At 43.1% G+C, this 23,734-nt stretch carries 23 protein-coding genes and 2 rRNA genes; 16 read left to right on the top strand and 9 right to left on the bottom strand.

From position 1 onward, the window contains the following. From rrf (ACSLUR_RS18450) to ACSLUR_RS18435, 4 genes are all read left to right on the top strand, one after another. A 5S ribosomal RNA gene (gene rrf, locus ACSLUR_RS18450) occupies positions 1 to 80 on the top strand; the annotation flags it as partial. A 108-nt stretch (positions 81 to 188) separates the two neighbouring features. Further along, positions 189 to 303, top strand: a 5S ribosomal RNA gene (gene rrf / locus ACSLUR_RS18445). Positions 304 to 376: 73 nt separating this feature from the next. Continuing rightward, the gene (epmA, locus tag ACSLUR_RS18440) at positions 377 to 1,342 is read left to right on the top strand and encodes an elongation factor P--(R)-beta-lysine ligase (RefSeq protein WP_448556751.1); all 966 of its coding nucleotides are present in this window, start codon (positions 377 to 379) and stop codon (positions 1,340 to 1,342) included. A 98-nt stretch (positions 1,343 to 1,440) separates the two neighbouring features. Then, the gene (locus tag ACSLUR_RS18435) at positions 1,441 to 1,821 is read left to right on the top strand and encodes a MerC domain-containing protein (RefSeq protein WP_116015677.1); all 381 of its coding nucleotides are present in this window, start codon (positions 1,441 to 1,443) and stop codon (positions 1,819 to 1,821) included. A 21-nt stretch (positions 1,822 to 1,842) separates the two neighbouring features. Here the strand turns inward: ACSLUR_RS18435 and glnG are convergent, their stop codons facing one another. From glnG to glnA, 4 genes are all read right to left on the bottom strand, one after another. After that, positions 1,843 to 3,243: a nitrogen regulation protein NR(I) gene (gene glnG / locus ACSLUR_RS18430; RefSeq protein ID WP_448556750.1), complete on the bottom strand. Its 1,401-nt coding sequence runs from the start codon at positions 3,241 to 3,243 to the stop codon at positions 1,843 to 1,845. Between the two features lie 2 nt (positions 3,244 to 3,245). After that, on the bottom strand, positions 3,246 to 4,337 hold the full coding sequence (glnL, locus tag ACSLUR_RS18425) for a nitrogen regulation protein NR(II) (RefSeq protein WP_448556749.1): 1,092 nt from the start codon (positions 4,335 to 4,337) through the stop codon (positions 3,246 to 3,248). An 80-nt stretch (positions 4,338 to 4,417) separates the two neighbouring features. After that, entirely contained in the window at positions 4,418 to 4,927 is a 510-nt protein-coding gene (locus ACSLUR_RS18420) for a DUF4124 domain-containing protein (protein ID WP_448556748.1), read from the bottom strand. 130 nt (positions 4,928 to 5,057) lie between these two features. Further along, positions 5,058 to 6,464 (bottom strand): glutamate--ammonia ligase, encoded by a 1,407-nt coding sequence (glnA, locus tag ACSLUR_RS18415; RefSeq protein ID WP_115998709.1) that lies wholly within the window; start codon positions 6,462 to 6,464, stop codon positions 5,058 to 5,060. A 332-nt stretch (positions 6,465 to 6,796) separates the two neighbouring features. Here glnA and typA point away from each other — a divergent pair, with 332 nt between their 5' ends. The 3 genes from typA to ACSLUR_RS18400 all read left to right on the top strand — a co-directional run bounded on the left by typA (position 6,797) and on the right by ACSLUR_RS18400 (position 9,429). Beyond that, entirely contained in the window at positions 6,797 to 8,614 is a 1,818-nt protein-coding gene (gene typA, locus ACSLUR_RS18410; protein WP_116015621.1) for a translational GTPase TypA, read from the top strand. Between the two features lie 324 nt (positions 8,615 to 8,938). Next, positions 8,939 to 9,115: a hypothetical protein gene (locus ACSLUR_RS18405; protein ID WP_448556747.1), complete on the top strand. Its 177-nt coding sequence runs from the start codon at positions 8,939 to 8,941 to the stop codon at positions 9,113 to 9,115. A 128-nt stretch (positions 9,116 to 9,243) separates the two neighbouring features. Beyond that, the gene (locus ACSLUR_RS18400; RefSeq protein ID WP_115998711.1) at positions 9,244 to 9,429 is read left to right on the top strand and encodes a hypothetical protein; all 186 of its coding nucleotides are present in this window, start codon (positions 9,244 to 9,246) and stop codon (positions 9,427 to 9,429) included. Between the two features lie 190 nt (positions 9,430 to 9,619). Here ACSLUR_RS18400 and ACSLUR_RS18395 read toward each other — a convergent pair whose 3' ends face one another. Further along, on the bottom strand, positions 9,620 to 10,270 hold the full coding sequence (locus ACSLUR_RS18395; RefSeq protein ID WP_115998712.1) for a DUF2959 domain-containing protein: 651 nt from the start codon (positions 10,268 to 10,270) through the stop codon (positions 9,620 to 9,622). A gap of 2 nt (positions 10,271 to 10,272) precedes the next feature. Beyond that, a complete protein-coding gene (locus ACSLUR_RS18390) occupies positions 10,273 to 10,506 on the bottom strand; it encodes a hypothetical protein (RefSeq protein WP_115998713.1) in 234 nt (77 codons plus the stop codon). Between the two features lie 100 nt (positions 10,507 to 10,606). Here ACSLUR_RS18390 and ACSLUR_RS18385 point away from each other — a divergent pair, with 100 nt between their 5' ends. From ACSLUR_RS18385 to ACSLUR_RS18365, 5 genes are all read left to right on the top strand, one after another. Beyond that, the gene (locus tag ACSLUR_RS18385) at positions 10,607 to 11,614 is read left to right on the top strand and encodes a virulence factor BrkB family protein (protein ID WP_448556746.1); all 1,008 of its coding nucleotides are present in this window, start codon (positions 10,607 to 10,609) and stop codon (positions 11,612 to 11,614) included. A gap of 57 nt (positions 11,615 to 11,671) precedes the next feature. After that, complete coding sequence (pip, locus tag ACSLUR_RS18380) at positions 11,672 to 12,643, top strand: prolyl aminopeptidase (RefSeq protein WP_448556745.1); 972 nt, start codon at positions 11,672 to 11,674, stop codon at positions 12,641 to 12,643. Beyond that, the gene (gene dtd, locus ACSLUR_RS18375; RefSeq protein ID WP_448556744.1) at positions 12,644 to 13,081 is read left to right on the top strand and encodes a D-aminoacyl-tRNA deacylase; all 438 of its coding nucleotides are present in this window, start codon (positions 12,644 to 12,646) and stop codon (positions 13,079 to 13,081) included. A gap of 448 nt (positions 13,082 to 13,529) precedes the next feature. After that, entirely contained in the window at positions 13,530 to 14,600 is a 1,071-nt protein-coding gene (hemE, locus tag ACSLUR_RS18370; RefSeq protein ID WP_116015613.1) for a uroporphyrinogen decarboxylase, read from the top strand. A gap of 157 nt (positions 14,601 to 14,757) precedes the next feature. Continuing rightward, positions 14,758 to 15,438, top strand: a complete 681-nt coding sequence (locus ACSLUR_RS18365; RefSeq protein ID WP_448556743.1) for an alpha/beta hydrolase — start codon at positions 14,758 to 14,760, stop codon at positions 15,436 to 15,438. 145 nt (positions 15,439 to 15,583) lie between these two features. Here the strand turns inward: ACSLUR_RS18365 and pyrE are convergent, their stop codons facing one another. Then, a complete protein-coding gene (gene pyrE, locus ACSLUR_RS18360) occupies positions 15,584 to 16,225 on the bottom strand; it encodes an orotate phosphoribosyltransferase (RefSeq protein WP_448556742.1) in 642 nt (213 codons plus the stop codon). Positions 16,226 to 16,258: 33 nt separating this feature from the next. Then, positions 16,259 to 16,972, bottom strand: a complete 714-nt coding sequence (gene rph / locus ACSLUR_RS18355; RefSeq protein WP_116015607.1) for a ribonuclease PH — start codon at positions 16,970 to 16,972, stop codon at positions 16,259 to 16,261. Positions 16,973 to 17,256: 284 nt separating this feature from the next. On the opposite strand from rph, the gene ACSLUR_RS18350 reads away from it, so the two are divergent. Genes ACSLUR_RS18350 through ACSLUR_RS18340 form a run of 3 tightly spaced genes read left to right on the top strand, consistent with a single transcriptional unit; the run spans position 17,257 to position 20,155 of the window. Next, positions 17,257 to 17,763: a DUF255 domain-containing protein gene (locus tag ACSLUR_RS18350; protein WP_448556741.1), complete on the top strand. Its 507-nt coding sequence runs from the start codon at positions 17,257 to 17,259 to the stop codon at positions 17,761 to 17,763. Positions 17,764 to 17,795: 32 nt separating this feature from the next. After that, positions 17,796 to 18,449: a gluconate 2-dehydrogenase subunit 3 family protein gene (locus ACSLUR_RS18345; RefSeq protein ID WP_448556740.1), complete on the top strand. Its 654-nt coding sequence runs from the start codon at positions 17,796 to 17,798 to the stop codon at positions 18,447 to 18,449. Beyond that, positions 18,446 to 20,155, top strand: a complete 1,710-nt coding sequence (locus ACSLUR_RS18340; RefSeq protein WP_448556739.1) for a GMC family oxidoreductase — start codon at positions 18,446 to 18,448, stop codon at positions 20,153 to 20,155. The genes ACSLUR_RS18345 and ACSLUR_RS18340 overlap by 4 nt, the downstream gene beginning before the upstream one ends. Positions 20,156 to 20,252: 97 nt before the next feature. Here ACSLUR_RS18340 and ACSLUR_RS18335 read toward each other — a convergent pair whose 3' ends face one another. Further along, entirely contained in the window at positions 20,253 to 22,370 is a 2,118-nt protein-coding gene (locus ACSLUR_RS18335) for a TonB-dependent siderophore receptor (RefSeq protein ID WP_448556738.1), read from the bottom strand. A gap of 285 nt (positions 22,371 to 22,655) precedes the next feature. Here ACSLUR_RS18335 and ACSLUR_RS18330 point away from each other — a divergent pair, with 285 nt between their 5' ends. Then, positions 22,656 to 23,522 (top strand): YicC/YloC family endoribonuclease, encoded by an 867-nt coding sequence (locus tag ACSLUR_RS18330; protein ID WP_448556737.1) that lies wholly within the window; start codon positions 22,656 to 22,658, stop codon positions 23,520 to 23,522. Positions 23,523 to 23,734: the final 212 nt, after the last annotated feature.

Below are 23,734 nucleotides of genomic sequence, written 5' to 3'. Positions count from 1 at the left end.
CATGCCGAACTCAGAAGTGAAATGCAACTGCGCCGATGGTAGTGTGGGAGGTCCCATGTGAGAGTAGGTCATCGCTAGGCATCTAATTAAGAAAAGCCCTTGTCTTAAGACAAGGGCTTTTTAATTAACGCTCTTATTGCTTAGTAATTAATTCAGAAATTTTAAATACTAATCAATAACAGTTTTTTGCTGGTGACCATAGCATTGTAGAACCACCTGATCCCTTGCCGAACTCAGAAGTGAAATGCAATTGCGCCGATGGTAGTGTGGGAGTTCCCATGTGAGAGTAGGACATTACCAGCACCTCTTTATAAAGCCTAGCTCTAATGCTAGGCTTTTTTCTTTCTAAAACAGCATTCATCTTTAAGAGCAGCCTATGTCGTGGCAACCAAGTATGGATTGGGAAACTGCACAGCAGCGTGCAAAGTTACTCTCTGTAATCAGAACATTCTTCAATAAGCGTAATGTCGTAGAAGTTGAGACACCACAAATGTGTAGTGGCACGATCACTGATGTACATTTAGATCCCATCCCCACTTCTTATGATTGGCATCAAGATGGTGCTTGCCAACTTTATTTGCAAACTTCTCCTGAATATCCGATGAAGCGTTTACTAGCATCAGGGTATCAATCTATCTATCAAATCGCTAAAGCCTTCAGAAATGAAGCTGAGGGAAGATTGCATAATCCAGAATTTACGATGTTGGAGTGGTATCGCGTTGGCTTTTCAATGGAGGAGCTTATGAACGAAGTGAGCGAACTGTTAATGGAAGTGTTAGCTGTCAAAGAGACAGAGGTATGTAGTTATGAACAAGTCTTTTTAACCTATACATCCATTAACCCTTTAGACACGTCACGAGCAGATTGTCTTAGCTTTATTAATCGTCAAGGTAAGCTAGAGCCTTGGCTTGAACAAACAACTTCAGTTGATACCTTATTACAGTTTATTTTTTGTGAGTGGATTGAGCCTAAGATTGGTCAGAAAGTTCCTTGTTTTGTTCATAGCTTTCCAAGTAGTCAAGCATCATTAGCTACGATAAATAATGCCGATACTAGGGTGGCGAATCGATTTGAATGTTACTTCAAGGGAATAGAGCTGGTTAATGGCTTTCATGAGTTAACTGATCAAGCGCAACAATTACAGCGTTTTGAGGAAGATAACCAACAGAGAGAGCTAATGGGGTTAGAGTCGAGAGCAATTGATCAAAAGTTTATTTCGGCTTTGTCTCATGGATTACCTGCTTGTTCAGGAGTTGCGTTGGGCATTGATCGATTAATGATGTTAGCCCTAGAAAGGGAATCAATTAAAGAAGTGATGACGTTCACTACCCGCAACGCATAGTAAAAGAGCGTGTAAAGTTACATAATTTAGCAATTATCCTGTGTGATACTATACCTAATGTGATATAGTATCAAAAGGTCAATGATAGAGGTAAACAAGTGTTAGATAGAATTGGTATAGCAGCAACATCATTATGTGCATTACATTGCATTCTGCTGCCTATTTTATTACCGGCATTACCACTGTTAGGACTAAGCTTTTTGGCAGATCATACGTGGGAATTTGTATTCTTAATTGCCACAGCAATGTTAGGCACATTTGCTTTGTTTTCAGGCTTTAGACGTTATCATCGTAAGCTTTATCCATTTTATCTGTTGTACTTAGGCGTTGCTGTTTATTGGCTTCGACACGACTTTGGTGAAGCGTATGAGCCGTTTTTTGTTATCTTCGGTGCCGTATTAATTGTCGCTGCCCATTTTATTAATATGAAGCTATGCAATAGCTGTAAGCAATGCACAGAGCACGACTGCACCTCTTAAGCGCAGTCGTCAATTACTCTTCTACATATCAAAATCTTTTAATTTTCTCGTTAACGTATTCCGTCCCCAGCCAAGTTTCTTAGCTGCTTCTTGTTTGTGACCGCCAGTAAATGACAGCGCGCGTTGCAACATAATCTTTTCAAATTCTGGTGTCGCTTCATCAAGAATCGCACTACGTCCTTTAGCGAGTTGTTCATCCATCCATTGGCTTAATAGCGATTGCCAAGATTCCCCTTCGCCAGCCTGTGGCAATGGAGTGTCATGCAACTCTTCTGGTAAATCTTCAGGCAATATTTCTTTACCACTAGCCATCACGGTTAAAAAGCGGCATATGTTCTCTAGTTGACGAACGTTACCCGGCCAGTTGCTTAACATCAGCTGAGTAACAGCATCTTTATGCAAAATCTTGGGTTCGACACTAAGTTCATCTGCTGCCAGTTTCAAGAAGTGATTTGCCAGTTGCTCAATGTCTTCTTTGCGTTCTCTCAGTGCTGGTAATTGAATTCGGATTACATTAAGGCGGTGAAATAAGTCTTCTCTAAAATCGCCGCTTCTGACTTTTTCTTCTAGGTTTTGGTGGGTGGCTGCGATAATGCGCACATCTACACGAATAGGGGAATGACCGCCAACGCGATAAAACTGACCGTCTGCAAGCACGCGAAGTAAACGTGTTTGTACATCGAGTGGCATATCGCCAATTTCGTCCAAAAATAGTGTGCCGTTATGGGCTTGTTCGAATCGACCTTGGCGCACAGAGTTAGCACCGGTAAAGGCACCTTTTTCATGACCGAATAATTCTGATTCGATCAAATCCCTAGGAATTGCCGCCATGTTAAGTGGAATAAAGGTTTCGCTAGAGCGTGGGCTGTGCATATGCAATGCGTGAGCAACGAGCTCTTTACCCGTACCCGACTCACCATTGATTAACACACTGATGCTAGAACGAGATAATCGACCGATAGCACGAAAGACTTCTTGCATCGCAGGTGCTTCACCAATAATGCCAACACTTGTTGGCGCCGCTTGGCCTTTTTTCGCTTTAGCACTTTGCTCTTTAACATGTGCTAGTGCTCTTCGAGTAAGTGCAACCGCATCGTCAATATCAAAAGGTTTTGGTAAATACTCAAAAGCACCGCCTTGGTAGGCATTAACCGCACTATCAAGGTCTGAGTGTGCGGTCATGATAATAACCGGAATATCTGGATAATGTTGGCTGATCTGGTTAAGTAATGCCATACCGTCCATATTAGGCATGCGAATATCAGAGATTATTACCTCTGGTTGGCCATGATCTAAAGCCGTTAATAAATTCTGGGCGTTCTCAAAAGAGGCGCAGCTTATTTCTGCACTTTTAAATGCCTTTTCCAGCACCCAACGAATTGAGCTGTCGTCGTCTACTATCCATACTTGTTCGGCAATCATACTTAAATCTCTTCACTCTTCCCTTCAGATAAGGGTAATAAAATCATAAACTCAGTGCGGCCAGGGCGACTGATACAGGAGAGTTTCCCTTTGTGTTGGTTAATTAGTGTTTGGGAAATTGAAAGCCCAAGGCCAGTACCGTTTGAGCGTCCTGAAACCATAGGGTAAAAAAGGGTGTCTTGAATATCTTCTGGAATGCCTGGGCCAAAATCAATGATACTAATCAATATTGATAACTTAACGCGCTTGCCGTTGATTGTTTGATTACTGGCAATACGCGTTTTTAGTGTAATGCTGCTTGCCGGCTCGATCGCTTGAATCGCATTGTTTACGATGTTTAATATGGCTTGTAACAGCTTGTCTTCATCAAAAGCAATTTCTGGAATTGAAGGATCGTAATCTCTTATCAAGATAATATCTTTTTCGTTATCAAAGCTAATTAGTTGGCTAACTTTCTCTAAAACGGAGTGGATATTTTGTTGCGTCATTTTGGGGAGTTGATTCGGCCCTAACAAGCGATCAACAAGGTTGCGCAAGCGATCAGCCTGCTCGATGATCATCGCCGTATACTCTTGCTGCTCTTGATTTAGTTCTTTCGTTAACAGCTGCGCTGCGCCGCGGAGGCCACCCAGCGGATTTTTGATTTCATGTGCTAGGCCTCGAATCAAGTCTCGAGCCGACTCCCATTGTTGCTGTTGAAAGGCCTCGGCGCTAATTTGTTTTTGCTGATCAATTTGCTTTAGCTCAATCAAAATATGCGGAGACTGATTAAATTCAGTACTGGACGCGGTTATCTCCGCAGTAAATTTGTAGCTATCGCCAAGATATATCACCACATCACTATCGGTAAACTCTTGTCCACTTTCAATCACTTGCTGCAACCTGGCTGCATCTATCGTGCTGTTGGGAAATACATCTTCGAAGGCAACATTGAACAGTTTATTGAAGCTTTTGATCAATAGCGCTTCTGCCGCAGGGTTTAGATATTGGATGGTAAGTTTTTCGTCCAGTACCATTACAGCAGTAACAAGCTGGCTAGCAAGTTGTTGCTGATAAGTTGATTTATGTTTGATTAGATCTGCACGATTTAACAACAGATGACTCCATGTGCACCAAAAATGTGCATGATATCTGAAACTATATGTTTAAACCGTTTTAATTGCACCCAAAAGCGCTAGTTGACAGAGGCGCGGTGCATATAAAAGGTTACTGGCTTTGAAGATGCAATAACCTTGCCTTTCTCATTGATTAAATCAATTTTAATTTGGTGTTCGCCACGGTCGATATTACGTAGCGCAAACATGGAGTGGTTTTGAGGTTCTTGGTAGGGGGTTCCGTCGAGGTATAACTGAACGCGAAAGCCGCGCTTGAATATTGGTTTAATGCCCCCAGCAACATAGACAGAGCCGCTGTTATCACGGATGGTTGCATTGTGCTCGGGTTGAGTAATGACCACTTGATATTTGTCTTCAATGATTTGTGGCTTGATATCAAGAATCGAGGTATCTATTGACGGTAGTACGGTGTTTTCTTCTTTAACTTCAACCTCTTCAGCGCCTGGTCTTGGGCTATCAGAAAAAACCAATACGCCATTTTCATCACGCCAAACGTATACCTTAGCTTGATAAGCCTGTGCAGGTATCGCGATCACAGCGATAAATATGAAAATGATAAATTGCTTCATGTGCGTATCAAGTTGCTCCTGCAAAGTGGTTAACCTTTAATCTAAACAAATTATAGGCACTAAGCCACAAAAAAAGCTCGCCGAAGCGAGCTTTTTATCAAAAATGCGATTAATTACAGAGAATTAACGATTAAACGCTGTAGTACATTTGGAACTCAACTGGGTGAGTTGTCATGTTTAGCTTCTCAACTTCTTCACGTTTAAGGCCGATGTATGCGTCAATCATATCTTCGTCCATAACGCCACCAGCAGTTAAGAACTCTTTGTCTGCTTCTAGTGCATCAAGCGCTGCTTCGAATGAAGGTGCAACTTGTGGAATTGCTGCTGCTTCTTCAGCTGGTAAGTCGTATAAATCTTTGTCCATTGCATCACCAGGGTGGATCTTGTTCTTGATACCGTCAAGACCCGCCATTAACATTGCTGTGAATGCTAAGTATGGGTTAGCTGTTGGATCAGGGAAACGCACTTCGATACGACGTGCTTTTGGTGAAGGCACTACTGGGATACGAATTGATGCAGAGCGGTTACGTGCTGAGTAAGCAAGCATTACTGGCGCTTCGAAACCCGGTACTAGGCGCTTGTATGAGTTAGTTGAAGCGTTAGTGAAAGCATTAATCGCTTTAGCGTGCTTGATGATACCACCAATGTAGTAAAGTGCTGTTTCAGATAAGCCGCCGTACTTGTCACCCGCGAAAAGGTTAACACCGTCTTTTGCTAATGATTGGTGACAGTGCATACCTGTACCGTTATCGCCAACTAATGGCTTAGGCATGAAAGTCGCTGTTTTACCGTATGCGTGCGCAACATTGTGAACAACATACTTGTAGATTTGAACTTCGTCAGCTTTGTTAACCATGGTATTAAAGCGACAAGCAATTTCGTTTTGACCTGCTGTAGCAACTTCGTGGTGATGTGCTTCAACAACTAAGCCCATCTCTTCCATCACTAAACACATTGCAGAACGTAGGTCTTGCGAAGAATCAACTGGTGCTACTGGGAAGTAACCGCCTTTAACGCCAGGGCGATGACCTTTGTTACCGCCTTCGTAGTCTGTATCTGAGTTCCAAACCGCTTCTGGATCATCGATAGAGTATGAAGCGCCTGACATATCAGCTTTGAATTTCACGTCTTCAAATACGAAGAATTCTGGTTCAGGACCAAATAAAATAGTGTCAGCGATACCTGTAGAGCGCATGTATTCTTCAGCGCGTTTTGCAACTGAGCGTGGGTCGCGGCTGTAGCCTTGCATAGTTGCAGGTTCTACGATGTCACAACGAATGTTTAACGTAACTTCTTCTGTGAACGGGTCTAATACAGCAGTTGATGCGTCTGGCATCAAGATCATGTCTGATTCGTTAATGCCTTTCCAGCCAGCGATTGAAGAACCATCGAACATTTTACCTTCTTCGAAGAAGTCTTCATCAACTTGGTGGTGAGGAAGTGAAACGTGTTGCTCTTTACCTTTAGAATCAGTGAAACGTAGGTCAACGAACTTAACGTCGTTTTCTTTGATTAAATCTAAAACTGCTTGTGACATTAGCGTCTCCAGTGAAGTTATCTAATTATTAATATATATAAATGCGCAGCATTCAGTGTGGCAGATGCCAAGCGAATTACGTGCCAATGCTATAGCCCAATAAAAACGCTAAGCTCAGTAATTTACATCGACTATATTGCACCAAAATGATCCAGCCAAAAGATCTTTATGGTGCAAAAAAAGTGTAGAGAATAAATTTGCCTTATACCAGTGCAGGATGTCACTTGCTTGATTTGTCTCTAAAGGTGATTGAGTTAGGCGGGTTTTATTTTATTTGTCATGGTTAGTCCTGTATAATTCGCGCCCAATTATAGCCCTATGAGCAAAAGCCTGTGTTAGATAAATTAAGAAATGTGGCGATTATTGCCCACGTAGACCACGGTAAAACGACGCTTGTTGACAAGCTTCTCGAACAGTCGGGAACATTAGATGCGCGTACTGAGTTAGAAGATCGTGTGATGGACTCAAACGATATCGAGAAAGAGCGTGGTATTACGATTTTAGCGAAAAATACTGCAATCACTTGGAACGACTACCGCGTTAACATCGTAGACACTCCAGGTCACGCCGATTTCGGTGGTGAAGTAGAGCGTGTTATGTCAATGGTTGACTCTGTACTACTTATCGTTGATGCACAAGAAGGCCCAATGCCACAAACGCGTTTCGTAACGCAAAAAGCATTCGCTCAAGGTTTGAAGCCAATTGTTGTTATTAACAAAATTGACAAGCCAGGTGCTCGCCCTGACTGGGTAATGGACCAAGTATTCGATTTATTCGATAACTTAGGTGCGACTGACGAACAATTAGACTTCCAAGTCGTTTACGCGTCAGCGATTAATGGTTGGGCTTCGCACGAAGAAGGTGAACAAGGTGAAGATATGACACCATTGTTCCAAACCATTGTTGACCAAGTTCCACCACCAAATGCTGACTTAGATGGTCCATTCCAAATGCAAATCTCGCAATTGGACTACAGCTCTTACTTAGGCGTAATCGGTGTTGGCCGTGTAACGCGTGGTTCTGTTAAGCCGAACCAACAAGTTACGGTAAATGGTGCAAACGGTACTATTCACAACGGTAAAGTGGGTAAAGTATTTGGTTACTTAGGCCTAGAACGCAACGAAGTTGACGAAGCGCAAGCGGGCGACATTATCGCAATCACCGGTCTTGGTGAGCTGAAAATTTCTGACACTATCTGTTGCCCAACAGAAGTGGAAGCATTACCAGCGTTATCTGTTGATGAGCCAACAGTAACCATGACTTTCCAAGTAAACACCTCACCGTTTTCTGGCCAAGAAGGTAAGTATGTTACTTCACGTAATATTCTTGATCGCCTTGAGAAAGAATTGGTACACAACGTAGCATTGCGTGTTGAGCAACTTGACGATCCAGACAAATTCAAAGTGTCTGGTCGTGGTGAATTGCACTTAGGTATCTTGATTGAAAACATGCGTCGTGAAGGTTACGAGCTGGCAGTATCACGCCCAGAAGTTATCATGCGCGAAGTGGATGGTGAGCTACAAGAACCATATGAAACAGTAACGATTGATGTTGAAGAAGAGCATCAAGGTTCAATCATGGAGAAGATGGGCTTACGCAAGGCAGAGCTAACCGATATGGCGCCTGACGGTAAAGGCCGTATCCGTATGGACTTCATCATGCCAAGCCGTGGCTTAATTGGTTTCCAAACTGAGTTTATGACGTTAACGTCTGGCTCTGGTTTGATTTACCACACTTTCTTTGAATATGGTCCGCACAAAGGTGGCGAAATCGGTCAGCGTATCAATGGTGTGCTTATTGCAAATGCGACAGGCAAGGCACTTACCAATGCACTGTTTAACTTACAAGAGCGTGGTCGCTTGATGATCGGTCACGGTGTTGAAGTTTATGAAGGTATGGTGATTGGTATTCACAGCCGTGATAACGACTTAACGGTTAACGCGCTTAAAGGTAAGCAGTTAACCAATGTTCGTGCATCAGGTACAGATGATGCCCAGGTATTAACACCACCGATTGAAATGACGTTAGAGCAAGCACTTGAATTTATCGATGACGATGAATTAGTGGAAGTAACGCCAGAGAATATCCGTATTCGTAAGAAGTGGTTGAAAGAGTCTGATCGCAAGCGCGAAAGCCGCTCTAAAAAGTAACTTTTAACAAAGTTTGTTAATCGAAAGCCATCTCAACTTGAGGTGGCTTTTTTGTATCCGTTACTTGATATGTACGCCTTCGTAACTTGATGTGAGAGATCTCTTAACTCTCTGTGCGAGATTGAGTACGAGTTGTCTGAATAATCTGTAGAACATAGTGCTAATTCACTGAATTTTAATAGTTAAATTATATCGTTTGATTTTGTTACATTTATGTAAAATTACTGACCGTCCACTTCACTAGCTTTCGAGCAAATCGCAGCTACACTTTACCTCAAGTTAACAACATCGTAACAACAAGAAACTATTCACGAGTAAGTATCCATGGACGGAAAAAAAGTATCTAGGCTTAGCCTGCTATTTGAAAAAATGGTCTCTGAACAAGCCAATCTAAATGAACAATTCGAACTACAACTACTGTATGACGAATTTATTGAAGAAGGTCGAGCAGAAGTCAGGCCGATAAAGTCTAATACCAAACGTCGACTTCAGCTTGCATAAGTGCTTGGTTGAATCTGTACTGTTGGAGCGAGGGCAATGACTCATTGAAGACGTAGCTCGTTTGTTGCCATTTAGGGTACTGAAGCTAGCTAGCATTTCGACGTGATAGGAAGAGAAGGAGTTAAGTGATGACACCAGAGCATATCAAGAAACTAGGCGAACTCAGCCAAGTATTTGGCAAAGGTACAGCCAAGCATAAAGATATCAGAGAATTGATTGATATTCTCTCAGCACTTAATAGCCCTCAAGAATCTACCTTTACCAGTAGCAGAACTAACAATCGCGAGATCAATAGTCAGTTAGATATTGATTAGCGTTTATACCTATTTGGCGTGACCGGATTATAAGTTTACATTTAGCGATGTAAGAAAGCCGCATAACACTAGTGTTATTGCGGCTTATTTTTTACTGACTCATTTACTTACTTATTGTTAAGTAGCTAATTATCTGCAGCTTAGATAACCTGTTCAGTTAGACACCGTTCGAGGTGGAATCAACTGATGTCTAGTTTTCAGACGATAGTGATGAAAGAAATTGCTCAGACTCTTTAATGGCTTTATTCATTTCACTAATCAAGGCATTAATATCTGTTTTAATATCTTGATACTCACCTTCAAGTGCACCAATCGCCTTGGCATTTAAATTATGCTTGAGGTACAAAGTGTTGTCTTTCAAAGCTGCTAATACGGGTGCCATTTTACCTTCAGCACGCTGCATCGCTCTGAGCAAACGCTGGTAACGGCGTTGAGTGTCTCTTAACTGAGATTCACTTTGCCTTTTCAGTTTCGCACTGGAGTACTGCTCTATTTCATCAGCCCATTCATCAAAAAGTGCATCAGCAACGTTTTCAATATTATCAATGCGCTCTGAAACTGCATCAGCAGCATCAACACTCGCTTCGTATTGTGCTTCTGTGGCTTCAAATTGATCTTGTAAGTCACCGCCATCGAACGCGATAAGCGTCGACAGCTGTTCTAGTGCACTGGCAAACTGCTGTTGAGCCTCTTGCTGAGCTTCTTGTGCGTTTTCAACTTCGTCAGCCAGTAGATCTCGCTTGTGCTTGCCGAAGCTTTCCATTGCGGAGTAGTAGGCTGATTGACAGCCCTGTAACAACAGTACTAAAGCCGCAACTTTTAGCAGGTTTATAATACGCATAATTAGCTGCTGCCCTTATAGCGGGCTGCATCAATAATGGCCCAAACGTGGAAAATAAAACCGGGGAGTGCCATAAAGAATAAAATGCCCGTTGCAGCGAGTGTGTAATTCACCCAAGTAAGCAGAAAAAACACGATGGCAGCAAGAATTCGGCCTTGCACTAACTGGCCTAAGCCGGCAATAAAAAAGCTACAAATCGCGGCGATAACGTTACCACCTGAACCCTGTCCTGACATAGTTATATCCTATTAATTATGTTATATTTTCTTTAAAATCATTGCAGTTTAAGCATAGTATAAAGCCGCTAGTGTTTAAACTATAAATCGGTAAATTTATATGTTCATCAACAAGCTTCAGACACATTTACCTGCGCCTCGCCAAATACTGGCCTTTGTTCAACATCTCACCAAACGCTTTACGGATGATCAAATTCACGTTGTTGCAGGTTATTTGTCATACGTTACCTTGATGTCATTAGTGCCGATGGTCTTAGTGATGCTGTCGGTTATGACAGCGTTTCCGATTTTTGCTGATATTCGTTCCACGATAGAAAACTTTGTTTATAGCAACTTTCTGCCTGCTGCTGGTGATACGGTGCAGGTTTACCTGTCAGGCTTTGTTGAAAACGCGTCGAAGATGTCTGCGATTGCAATTATTTTCTTGTTTCTATTCGCGTTATTACTGATTTCTGCCATCGATAAAAGTTTAAATAAAATTTGGCGAGTTAAAGCAAAGCGTCGAGTGATTACCTCGTTTTCGATGTATTGGATGGTGTTAACGCTTGGGCCAGTGCTTACCGGCGGCAGTATTGCGGCGACTTCTTATATCGTCTCGCTAGCGTCATTTGGTGACTATGACTTTCTTGGCATCAGCAGTATTCTGATAAAAGCGCTGCCCATGCTAATTTCTATGCTGGCATTCTTAATCCTTTACTTGGTCGTTCCGAATAAAACCGTTGCGGCTAAACATGCGTTAAGTGGTGCAGTTATCGCGGCTGTGTTATTTGAAGTGGCCAAAAAAGGCTTCGCTTTATACGTTACGCAAGTACCTTCTTATCAAGCCATTTATGGCGCGCTAGCCGGTATTCCTATTCTATTTTTGTGGGTGTATTTATCATGGCTAGTGGTGCTATTTGGCGCACTATTTACGGCAACGATTGAAACATTTCCGCGTGCGACAACGGCGCTTATCGCTGAATCTAATACTAACAACATCGCTACGGAGCATGATGTAGCTGAGCAAAATAGTAAGCATAGTGATGAGTGCAGTGAAGAGACCACACAGCCTGTTAGCAGCGTGATAAAAAAGCCTGATAGTCAGGCGCAAGAGCGCAAAGTCGTATAAAGCCACTACAATTAGCTAGTATCGCCTTAATTGGTGAATATCGGAGTTTAGTTCGCGATGTCACGTATTCTATTTCCTAAAATATCGCCGTTTAGCCAAGAGTGGTTAGCAGTTGATGCTCACCATCAGATCTATGTTGAGCAATCGGGTAATATTAATGGTACGCCCGTTGTCTATCTTCACGGTGGGCCAGGGGCTGGCTGCAGTGAAAACTATCGCCGTTACTTCGATCCTGAAAAGTATCGCATTATTTTGTTTGATCAACGTGGCTGTGGCCGCTCCAAACCGTCGCCGTCAATCGAACAGAATTCCATAGCACACCTCGTTAACGATATTGAACATATTCGACAGCACTTAGGTATTGATAAAATGCTGTTGTGCGGCGGTTCATGGGGAACAACTTTAGCGATTGCTTACGGCATCGCACATCCTTCAAAGGTACTAGCATTTATTTTACGCGGAATATTCTTGGGGACACAGCCAGAACTGGATTGGTTATATCAAGCAAATGGTGCGGCAAAGTTCTTTCCAGAATATTACCAAGAGTTTGTTGACTTGCTGCCTGAAGAACAAAGAGAAAATCCACTCGCAGGTTATCAACAGCTGCTAGCTTCTGATAACGAATTAGCGGTAGCCGCTGCCAGCAAAGCTTGGTATATCTGGGAGCTTAGGTTGTCGTCGATTGAACACCATCCTATCGACAAAAGCCATATTTCTGATCAGCATCAAGCGCTGTGTATGGCCATTATTTCAGCGCATTTTTTTGCTCAATTTAGCCAATTACCGGGGCAATATTTACTCGACAACATTGATCGAATTAAGCACCTTCCTGCAATTTTATTACATGGCCGATACGACATGGTGTGTCAGCTTGACGTTGCCTACCAGCTCGCTGAACAATGGCAAAATGCGCAGCTACAAATTCTCCCTTGTGCTGGGCATAGTGGCTTTGAGTCGCAAACAATAGATGCTTTTTGCAAAGCAACCGATACAATGGCGGCATTCCTAGATGAACAAAAACAACAATAGATGATTGCATTAATTCAGCGCGTCAGCCATGCCAATGTTGTGGTTGAAGATGAAACTACTGGAGAAATTGGTAAAGGCTTATTGGTGCTGCTGGCCGTTGAACCTACTGATGATGAAAAGAAAGCTAAGCGACTTGCAGAACGTGTTGCTGGTTATCGGGTATTTGAGGATGAACAGGGTAAAATGAATCTCAACGTTGAGCAGGCTGGCGGAGATATCTTGGTGGTTTCGCAGTTTACCTTAGCGGCTGATACCACGCGCGGTATGCGTCCCAGCTTCACCAGTGCTGCTTCTCCTGAAATGAGCAAAGGTTTGTACCAGTTTTTCACACGTGAGCTAAGAGCAAAAGGATTTAAAGCTCCAACAGGCATCTTTGGGGCTGATATGAAAGTGTCATTGTTAAACGATGGGCCGGTGACTTTCCAACTCACCGTTTAAATCTCAATTAAAACCTTAATTAAAACCTTACTGCCCCCCACACTAAATTTCAGCAATAAAAAAGCCTTACCGAAGTAAGGCCTGAAATGCTCGCTGTGTGGTCTTGTTAAAACAAGCTTCTTATTAGTTATTTTCTTAACTAGCGCGTTACATTTTATAACAAAGTCATTTTTCGATTGCAACACTGTTTTTACACAATAATTGATTATTTTTACTACGAAAATAACGGTAATTTATGTTGCTATCTTCTTAGAACTGGTTGACATGTTGATGACATTTGTAACTAAAATGTTAACAAGTTTGCTCAGGAAAGAATGTGCCATCAACCAAGTTGTCACTAAGAATCTTAATATAAATCAATGCTTCGCTGATGAATGCTGAGGCTTAATAGATCTCAATTCTAGGCAGTGGTAGAATGCGCGCAGATTTTGATTAGAACGACTGAAGCATGACTGAATTAAAGAACGATACTTACCTGCGTGCCTTGTTACGCGAGCCTGTAGATTACACCCCAGTTTGGATGATGCGCCAAGCGGGTCGTTATTTGCCAGAGTACAAAGAAACTCGCAAAGACGCTGGTGACTTCATGTCACTGTGTCGTAATACGGAACTGGCAACTGAAGTTACTATTCAGCCACTTCGTCGTTTCCCGCTAGATGCTGCCATTTTATTTAGCGATATTTTAACGATTCCAGATGCCATGGGCTTAGGGCTTTACTTTGAAACGGGTGAAGGTCCTAAATTTGAACGTCCAATTACCTGTAAGGCTGATGTCGAAAAAATCGGCCAACCAGATCCAGAAGGTGAGCTGCAATACGTGATGAATGCAGTGCGTTCGATTCGTAAAGCACTAGATGGCCAAGTACCGTTAATTGGTTTCTCTGGCAGCCCTTGGACGCTAGCAACCTACATGGTTGAAGGTGGTAGCTCAAAGGCGTTCACTAAAATTAAGAAAATGATGTACGCAGAGCCACAAACCTTGCACTTGTTATTAGACAAGTTAGCAGATTCAGTGATCAGCTACTTGAATGCACAAATTGCAGCTGGCGCACAGTCAGTGATGGTATTTGATACTTGGGGCGGCGTGTTATCACCTCGTGACTATAAAGACTTCTCACTGCAATACATGCATAAAATCGTTGATGGCTTAACCCGTCATAACGAAGGTCGCAAAGTACCCGTGACGCTATTCACGAAGAATGGTGGTATGTGGTTAGAAAGTATTGCGGCAACCGGTTGTGATGCGCTTGGCCTTGACTGGACTATTAATATTGAAGATGCGAAAGCGCGTGTTGGTGATAAAGTTGCGTTGCAAGGCAATATGGATCCATCAATGCTTTACGCACCTAAAGAACGTATCGAGCAAGAAGTCGCAACTATCTTAAAAGGTTTTGGTGACACTGGCACTGGCCATGTGTTTAACTTAGGCCATGGTATTCACCCAGATGTGAACCCTGAGCATGCAGGTCACTTTATTGAAGCGGTACATCGCTTAAGTAAGCCGTATCATGCTAAATAGATAGGGCAAAAAAAGCTTAAATAAAAAGGCGCTAACCGATTGGTAGCGCCTTTTTTGTCGGCTTAATTTTTTCTAAGTAAATAGCCAACCTGTTCATTCAAAAATTAGCTTGCTAATATCGACGGATTTTCTCTAGATACATTTCAAGGTAATCATTATGTCTGATTCTGCGTTAGAGCGGATTGTTGTCGAGCCAAACGCACCAGTAACGGCCTGTGTTATTTGGTTGCATGGTTTAGGCGACTCAGGTGACGGCTTTGCCCCTATAGTTCCAGCATTTAACTTACCTGCTAACCACGGTATCCGCTTTGTTTTTCCACATGCACCGATGCAGCCTGTGACGATAAACCAAGGTTTTGTTATGCGTTCATGGTACGACATCAAAAGTATGGATTTACACAATCGTGCTGATATGGATGGTGTCCTTAAGTCAGAAGTACTTGTTAAACAGCTAATTCAGGAGCAAATTGATGCGGGCATCCCTGCTAATCGCATTGTGTTGGCCGGATTCAGCCAAGGTGGCGTGTTAAGCTTATTCACTGGCTTACGGTACCCAGAAAAGCTGGCTGGAATTTTAGCCTTATCATGTTATTTACCAACCAGTGACAGTCTGCCAGAGCAGTGCCATGAGGCGAATAAGGCGACGGATATTTTACAACACCATGGTGAACAGGATGACGTTGTGCCGTATATAGCTGGGCAAACAGCGCATCAATTATTAGTAGAAGCTAACTATCATACGCAATGGCAAAGTTATCAGATGGGGCACAATCTTGTACCACAGCAAATTAATGATATTGCTCAATGGTTAACAGCGCGATTACCCATACAAAGCTGAAGTTAAGAAGTTGGACGGGTTAAGCTATTTACTTCAATTGGCATTAACCCCGCCCAAAAAGAAAAAAAGTACTTGGCTGGTAGGCCAAGTACTTTTCAATTCTTCGTCTGAACGACAAATATCGGTCGAAAATTAGCCGATAGAATTAAATGCCGTAGTCTTCGCGGTATTGTTTAATTGCTGCCAGTGCGTCAGCCATATCATCTTGCTCTTCTAAGTAACTAATTAAGTCACCTAAGGTCACAATTGAAATCACTTTAGTGCCAAAATCGCGTTCAACTTCTTGAATCGCTGATAGCTCACCTTTGCCTTTTTCTTGGCGATCAAGGGCAATCAATACGCCAGATAGTTCAGCGTCATTGGCTTGGATAATTTCCATAGATTCGCGAATGGCTGTGCCTGCGGTGATCACGTCATCAACCAGCATCACTTTACCTTCCAGTGCTGAACCAACAAGGTTGCCACCTTCACCGTGAGTTTTCGCCTCTTTACGGTTAAAGCAGTATGGCACGTCTTGATTGTGATGATCTGCCAGTGCAACCGCTGTTGTTGTGGCAATTGGAATACCTTTGTAGGCAGGGCCAAATAGCAAATCGAACTCAATACCGCTATCCGCTAAAGCAGCGGCATAAAAACGACCTAAGCGGGCCAAATCGCCACCTGTATTAAACAAGCCTGCGTTAAAGAAATAAGGGCTCGTACGGCCAGACTTTAAAGTGAATTCGCCAAAACGAAGCACTTGCTTGCTTAGTGCAAATTCAATAAATTCACGTTGATAATCTTTCATGGTTTTCTACCTACTATTACCAGTGCTTGCTGTTTAGCTTAATGCCGCTTTTTGAATATCGAATAACTCGTTAATACCGTGTTTTGCTAACTGCATCATTTCGTTCATTTCGTCAAAGCTAAATGGCTCTTCTTCGGCAGTGCCTTGCACTTCAATTAGCTTACCGGTTTCAGTCATTACCACGTTCATATCGGTTTCTGCTTCAGAATCTTCTAAATACTCTAAATCAGCAATTGGTTGGCCTTTGTAAATACCAACTGAAACCGCCGCGATCATGTGCTTAAGCGGGTTGGTTTTGATGATTTCTTTGGCGCGCATATAGTTAAGTGCGTCAACTAAGGCAACACAAGCACCAGTAATTGAAGCAGTACGCGTGCCACCATCAGCTTGAATAACATCACAATCGATGGTGATGGTATTTTCGCCAAGTGCTTTTAAATCAACGGCTGCACGCAATGCTCGCGCAATTAAACGTTGAATTTCCATGGTGCGGCCACCTTGCTTACCACCGGCAGCTTCACGGCGCATACGGGTGTGTGTTGAACGCGGCAGCATACCGTATTCAGCAGTTACCCAACCTTTACCTTGGCCTTTCAAGAAGCGCGGTACACCTTCTTCTACGGTTGCGGTACAAATCACTTTAGTCTCGCCAAATTCAATTAAAATTGAGCCTTCGGCATGGGCGGTGAATTGGCGGGTAATGGTTACTGGACGAATCTGGCCCAGCGTTCTGCCACTTGGTCGCATAGTTAGGTTCCTGTCAAATAAAATTGCTCGCAATTATAAGCGTATCGCCGCGATTTTACACGGCTATTTCATTATGTTTTACAAATCATATCGCGCTTAGAAGTTGATACGCTGCTGCGGATAGTTAGCGCTAATAGTTACCTATTTAGCGGCAGATAAAGGCCAGGTTTTCTGCTTAAAACAGCTTCTCTACAGGGTACTGAGCGACTATTATTAAGGTAGTGTGAAAGATCATGGTTTAGGCTTTGGTCTATTAACCAGAATATTGGTTGTGAGAGAGATAAATGAAGTACGTAATTGCCACCTTGTTAATGGTTTCAATCTTAGGTTTTAGTGGCGCAGTCGCAGCACAAGAGAAAAGTGACTTACCGCTTTATAGCAAGGTTTATGACGATAAGCGCGATCCGTTTAAAGATGCGGTGGCGGCTATCAATCTTGCTAAGGCGTCGAACCGTAATGTATTAATTGAAATTGGTGGTAACTGGTGTACTTGGTGTCACAAAATGGATGCGTTTTTAGAGAAGAACCCTGACATCTACAACAAACTACATCAAGAATTTGTGATTTTGAAAGTGAATGTCAGTGACAGTAATGAAAACGAAGCCTTTATGAAAGGGTTGCCGCCAGTACTGGGTTACCCTCATATGTATGTGTCGACTGCGGCAGGTAAAATGGTGTTATCAAAAGATACCGCTGAGCTGCAAGAAGATGGTAAATATTCGCGTGAAAACTGGTTATCCTTCATTGAACAATGGAAACCAAAAACCGAACAAATTGAGCCAAAAGCTTAGGCTGGTGCGAATAAAACAAGAAGCTTAAATTTATGTCATTTTTTGATCCCCTATACAAAACACCACGCTGGCTAGAGCGCAAATTATCAAAGCATATGTCGCGTCGCCAGATGTTAAAGTCGGCAGCTGGTGCCACCGCGATAGCTGCATTGCCACTACCAGTGTTAGCGGCGCAAACTTCAGCCTTGGACACGCTTATCAAACAAGATCCTTGGCGTACGCTTGATGCGGTATTAAGTCATTTATTACCAAGCTCAGCGTCTGGTCCAGGTGCTAAAGAAATTCAAGCGTTAGCCTATTTATACAATGTGGTTGACGAGCAGCCGATAGACAGCGAAGAAAAGGCCTTTATTGAAAAAGGTGTTGGTTGGCTTAACGGCTTTAGTCAAAGTCAGCTGAAAAAGCCGTTTGTTGAATTGGAAACGTCAGAAAAAGAAACCATTCTGCGTAAAATCAGTGGCTCGCAAGCTGGCCACAACTGGATCAATACGCTGATTAACTACCTTTATGAGGCCATGTTATCGCCACCAGCATACGGTGGTAACCCTAATGGTATTGGCTGGCAATGGCTTAATCACCAAGCAGGTTTCCCGCTACCTGAAAAAGGTAAGCGCTTTTATGAAATTCCAGGGCGCTACCGCATTTCCGTGAAAAACCTATCAACAGAGGAAAAACGCAAAGCATGATGTACGATATTTGTATTGTTGGTAGTGGCGCAGGCGCATCGCCAGTGGCTTATACGCTGGCTAAAGCTGGCGCGAAAGTGTTAGTGCTGGAAAAGGGCGCTTGGCTGACCGAAAAAGAATTCTATAAAGATGAATTAGCGATCAGCTTACGCGATGCTTATAACCCGTCGCTGGCTGACGAGCGCCATGTGATTGAAGAAGAGTACGAGCGCAACGATGGCTCAACTTATTGGCAAGGTGAGTCTACTGAAAACTCTGGCTGGAGCTTTTGGAACGGCAATGTGGTTGGTGGCTCATCAAACTTTATGAGCGGTTACTTCCATCGTTTAAAACCGGTCGACTTTAAATTGAAGTCTACTTATGGTGCCGTTAAAGGCGCTAATGTTGCTGACTGGCCAATTAGCTACGAAGAGCTTGAGCCGTTTTATACCATGGTTGACGAGCAAGTAGGTGTTTCCGGAAAGGTTGTTAAACATCCACACCAAGAACCACGCTCGAAGGATTTTCCTTATCCGCCAATTGCTGAACATCCAGTTTCTGGCTGGATTGACAAAGCCGCCAGCGACTTAGGTTATCACCCAATCCCTGTGCCACGTGCGGTACTATCGCAACCTGCGATGGGGCGTCGCAGTTGTGAATATTCTGGGTATTGTAGTAGCTATGGCTGTTCGTCGGGAGCAAAAGGCAGTGGCAGAGCGGCATTGCTTAATCATGCTGTGGCGACAGGTAATCTTACTATCAAGCCTAATTCAAAAGTGTTTAACATTGCTAGCGATGAGCAGGGCAAGATCACTGGCGTTGAGTATTACGACGCCAAAGGCAAGAAACAGAAAGTACAGGCGGGTATTTATGTCGTCGCTTGCCAAGCCGTGGAAACGTCACGCTTATTGTTAGCGTCAAAAGGCGCTAAGTTCCCGAATGGTCTTGCCAACAATAATGGGCAAGTGGGTAAAAACTTAGTCTTTAGTGCGGGCGGTACTGGCCGTGGTGATTTCGATTTTGACCAACTCACCGACGAGCAGGTAGCGCAATTGACTACAGTAGGGCCATTTGTAAACCGCGCACTGCAAGACTGGTACGAGATTGACGATGACGCTTTTGCTGGCGCTAATAATGGCGGTAAAGCAAAAGGTGGCACCATAGATTTTCTTTTCCACCAAAACCCAATCGCGCGTGCCATGGGGTCGCAATACGATGAAGACGATCAACTGGTGTGGGGTGAGCAGTTAAAAGCCAACCTTAAGCAGGAATTCACCACCTATCGTACCTTGCGCTTTGAAGTATTTAACGACTGGATGCCAAACGATGACTGTTTTGTCTCACTGGATGATGAAGTCACCGACAAGTGGGGCGATCCAGTCGCGAAAGTACGAATTGGTTATCACCAGCAAGATTTGCAAGTAGGTGAATATATCGCGAAAAAAGCGGAAACGGTATTGAAAGAGCTAGGCGCCAACAATGTCTATTCATCGGTTAGCAGCTACCCACCAACGAACTTGATGGCGGGCGGTTGTCGCTTTGGCGATGATCCCAAAACCTCAGTGCTTGATAAAAACTGTCGTGCCCATGAAGTGGATAACTTATATGTTACCGATGGCTCCTTTATGCCAACTGGTGGCAGCGTGCCATACACTTACACGATTTACGCCAATGCATTCCGTGTTGCTGAGCAAATCAAACAACAATGGCAAGTTAGTAAAGCTTAGCTATTAAGCGTACGAAAAAATAAGGCTCAACCATTTTTATAAATGGTTGAGCCTTTTGCGTTTTATTAACTAAATAGCGCTTAACGCTGTTGCGCAACTAGAAGTTGTAGGTTAGTTGACCAACTACTTTTCTTGATTCACCAGGGAAGTGACCATTGCGCTCACTAAAGCCACTGACGGCATATTCTTTGTCAAAAATGTTATTCACATTAATGCTTAGCAAGATATCATCCCAACGAGTTGTCCAGCTTGCGTCAAATACGGTAAATGACTTCACTTTTTGGTTATCAAAGCTAATTTGCTCATCAACATAATCAATACCAAAGGCGATTGAAGAGTCAATACTAGCAAGCTCGTAGCGTGTCCATAAACCAGCTTGATGCATTGGCGCATTAACAAATTTACCTGAGCCTGAAATATTGCGGGTATCACCGCGCGTTACTCGCGTGTCGTTGTACGCGTAGTTGGCAGTTATACTTAGGTTGTCGGTTAAGTCACCGACTAACGTCAGTTCAACACCATCACTTTCCACTAAACCAAAGTTGATCAGCGCCGGAATATTCGGAGTTTCGTCGTTATCAACGAAGTCTGGGTTGCCGATGACGAGATTTTCTTTATCAATTTGATAAATCGCAATGGTGGTAAAAATACGGCCGTCTAGCCAATACTTCTTGGCACCGACTTCAATTTGATCACCTGTGGTTGGGTCTAATTCGCCAGCACCTTCTTCAAAGTCATTTGGGCTAACTGGATTAAAGCTCTCAGAGTAACTGGCGTAAAGTGAGAAATCATCCATCGGCTTGTACGTAACACCGGCGCGGTATGTAACATCGTTATCATCGTAGCTATTGCCGCTTTCTTTATTGGTTTCGTCAAATTGATCGAATCGAGCGCCAAGCATAATTGTCCATTGCTCGGTCAGCGATAACCTGTCTTGCACGTAAAAGCTGTTACGTTCACGCTTAATGCCATCGCGGTTTAAATCGCGCAGATTGTATGTTGAGGGGTCAGTTTCGCCATAGTTTGGATTAAAAATATTTAGGTTACCGACACCGTCAGCTTCGTACCGAGCGCGCAAGTAGTCATATTCAGTATCAACGTCGTGGTAATCACCACCGAACAATAATTGGTTGGCCATGCCTGCCAATTCGTGTTCATAAACAAAATCAACGGTTAGGCTTAGCTCTTCATTGGCACGATATTGATCGCGGTACTCACGTCGAATGGTCTCATCGTCAATATTGGCTTCGCCATCACCATTCACATCAACCCAGCTGCGTGATTCGTGGTAAGCCTGTTCACGCTCGTTATCCATGTAGCGCACAGTTGCATTGACATTTAAATTGTCAGTAAAGCTGTGTTTCAATGTTGCTTGCAGTGTTAGCGCTTCTAAGTCTTGATAGTCGAATTTTTCATTGGCGTTATATTCGCGATCGACAATAAAGTTGCCATTGTCGTCGACAGGTACACCACGTAAGCGGTTACCGCCAAGGTTTTGTTCAACATAATCAAAGGTGGCGGTTAGGCTAGTGTCGGCATCAAATTCATAGAGTAAACCACCAGCAATTTCGGTATTCTCGCTGTCAGCATTGTCGCGGAAACTGTCTTCTTCTTCGTAAAATGCGCCAAAACGAAACGCTAATTTGTCGGTGATACCGCCCGTCATATCGACAGATGCACCTGCTAATGAACGATTACCGACAGTGAAATTTAACTCGCGTTTTTCAGTGAAGGTTGGCTTTTTAGTGACATAGTTGATCATACCACCTGGCTCACCACCGCCATAAAGTGCAGTTGCGGGGCCTTTCAATACCTCAATACGTTCTACGTTAAATACTTGGGGCACACTAAAGCCTGAGTATGGGTCGCCGCGCACTCCGTCGTAAAACACGTTGGCATCATCCCTAAAGCCACGGAAGGTTACGCCGGAATAACTAAATTCACTGACACCTGCAATTGAGCGGTATAAATCTGTAATGTTACGTGCAGCTTGGTCAACAATTAACTGGTTGGTAATCACATCAACAGACATTGGTAAATCAATAATGTCTGCCGGTGCTTTGGTACCAACACTGGTATTGGTATCTAAGTAAAATTGTTGTGCGCGACCAGTGACCTCGATCACTTCAACATCTTGCGTTGCCGCCTGAGCGATAGGCATTGCAGATGTTAATATCGCACTGGCAATGGCTAAACTAAGTTTATGGTGTTTCATATTGAGAGTACTTTTATTAGGGATATAATTTTTAGATGCGCATGATAATGATTATCAATTGCGATGTCTAATTTCTATTTGAATTTATTTGGCTTGTGTAAGCTTTTGAGAAATAAAGTTACTGATGTTTGTTTTTTGGAGCAGTATGAGCGCAAGCTAAAAACAACTGAGAACACTTAATTTTAAGCCCAGCTTTATGATTTGTTATTTTGCTGGTGAGTGTCATTGGGCTCAGGCATAATTCACCACGCTTCATTCTTATAAAATTTGTTAATAGGAAAGATTATGACAATTCATTCGATGACCGCTTTCGCCCGTGTTGAAGTGAAGGGTGACTGGGGTAACGCTGTGTGGGAAATCCGCTCAGTTAACCAACGTTTTTTAGAGACTTACTTCCGTTTGCCAGAACAATTTCGTTCAATGGAGCCCGTGCTACGTGAACGTTTTCGCAAAGCACTAAACCGCGGCAAGGTAGAATGTGGCCTGCGCTTTAGCGCTAATCCTGCCGCCAAAGGCAAGCTAGCCTTAAATAAGGAACTCGCTGCACAACTACTAGAGCACGCAAACTGGTTAAACGAGCAAACCTTAAATAGCCAAGTTAATCCATTCGAGATTATGCGCTGGCCAGGTGTAATGGAAGCTGAAGAAACCGATATGGATGCGATTCAAGCAGATATCCTTGCCGGCTTTGACCAAGCATTGAAAGACTTTATCGCTGCTCGCGCTAGCGAGGGTGTAAACATGAAAGCGCTTATTGAGCAGCGCTTAGAAGGCATTACCGAGCAAGCGGAAAAAGTTAAAGCACACATGCCTGAAATCATCCAATGGCAAAAAGATCGCATCGTTGAGAAGTTTAATGATGCGGGCATTGAGCCAGAATCTGGCCGTGTTGAACAAGAACTTGTATTGCTGGCGCAAAAAATGGATGTGGATGAAGAAATCGACCGCCTATTCAGCCACGTTAAAGAAACCCGTGGCATTTTGAAAAAAGGCGGCCCGCAAGGCCGACGTTTAGACTTTATGATGCAAGAGTTTAACCGCGAAGCGAATACCCTAGGCTCAAAATCTATTAATTCCGATATTACGAATTCAGCAGTTGAATTAAAGGTTTTAATTGAGCAAATGCGTGAGCAGATCCAGAATATTGAATGATTAGTTTTTTCATATATATTCACGAAAATAGCCAAATTTAGTGCCTTATTCAGGTTTTATTCACGAAATATTCAGTGGAATTAATAAAAACTTGCTTTAAGGTGGTGACTTTGGCAGTGACTACTCACCACTTGAAGCAACTGAACTCCTCATTTTACTCACCACATTTTGGTTGAGAATATGAGGATAAAATTTGTGGGTAAAACCGATAA

The sequence above is a fragment of the Thalassotalea montiporae genome, assembly GCF_053485855.1.
This window is presented reverse-complemented; position numbering and strand designations above follow the sequence as displayed.

Coding starts and splice junctions, on each gene's coding strand:
- ACSLUR_RS18345 (WP_448556740.1), top strand. CDS start 17,796: ATGTCATTTTTTGATCCCCTATACAAAACACCACGCTGGCTAGAGCGC.
- ACSLUR_RS18405 (WP_448556747.1), top strand. CDS start 8,939: ATGGACGGAAAAAAAGTATCTAGGCTTAGCCTGCTATTTGAAAAAATG.
- hemE (WP_116015613.1), top strand. CDS start 13,530: ATGACTGAATTAAAGAACGATACTTACCTGCGTGCCTTGTTACGCGAG.
- ACSLUR_RS18335 (WP_448556738.1), bottom strand. CDS start 22,370: ATGAAACACCATAAACTTAGTTTAGCCATTGCCAGTGCGATATTAACA.
- ACSLUR_RS18420 (WP_448556748.1), bottom strand. CDS start 4,927: ATGAAGCAATTTATCATTTTCATATTTATCGCTGTGATCGCGATACCT.
- ACSLUR_RS18365 (WP_448556743.1), top strand. CDS start 14,758: ATGTCTGATTCTGCGTTAGAGCGGATTGTTGTCGAGCCAAACGCACCA.
- ACSLUR_RS18330 (WP_448556737.1), top strand. CDS start 22,656: ATGACAATTCATTCGATGACCGCTTTCGCCCGTGTTGAAGTGAAGGGT.
- ACSLUR_RS18400 (WP_115998711.1), top strand. CDS start 9,244: ATGACACCAGAGCATATCAAGAAACTAGGCGAACTCAGCCAAGTATTT.
- pyrE (WP_448556742.1), bottom strand. CDS start 16,225: ATGAAAGATTATCAACGTGAATTTATTGAATTTGCACTAAGCAAGCAA.
- dtd (WP_448556744.1), top strand. CDS start 12,644: ATGATTGCATTAATTCAGCGCGTCAGCCATGCCAATGTTGTGGTTGAA.
- epmA (WP_448556751.1), top strand. CDS start 377: ATGTCGTGGCAACCAAGTATGGATTGGGAAACTGCACAGCAGCGTGCA.
- ACSLUR_RS18395 (WP_115998712.1), bottom strand. CDS start 10,270: ATGCGTATTATAAACCTGCTAAAAGTTGCGGCTTTAGTACTGTTGTTA.
- glnG (WP_448556750.1), bottom strand. CDS start 3,243: ATGATTGCCGAACAAGTATGGATAGTAGACGACGACAGCTCAATTCGT.
- ACSLUR_RS18350 (WP_448556741.1), top strand. CDS start 17,257: ATGAAGTACGTAATTGCCACCTTGTTAATGGTTTCAATCTTAGGTTTT.
- rph (WP_116015607.1), bottom strand. CDS start 16,972: ATGCGACCAAGTGGCAGAACGCTGGGCCAGATTCGTCCAGTAACCATT.
- glnA (WP_115998709.1), bottom strand. CDS start 6,464: ATGTCACAAGCAGTTTTAGATTTAATCAAAGAAAACGACGTTAAGTTC.
- ACSLUR_RS18340 (WP_448556739.1), top strand. CDS start 18,446: ATGATGTACGATATTTGTATTGTTGGTAGTGGCGCAGGCGCATCGCCA.
- ACSLUR_RS18390 (WP_115998713.1), bottom strand. CDS start 10,506: ATGTCAGGACAGGGTTCAGGTGGTAACGTTATCGCCGCGATTTGTAGC.
- ACSLUR_RS18385 (WP_448556746.1), top strand. CDS start 10,607: ATGTTCATCAACAAGCTTCAGACACATTTACCTGCGCCTCGCCAAATA.
- pip (WP_448556745.1), top strand. CDS start 11,672: ATGTCACGTATTCTATTTCCTAAAATATCGCCGTTTAGCCAAGAGTGG.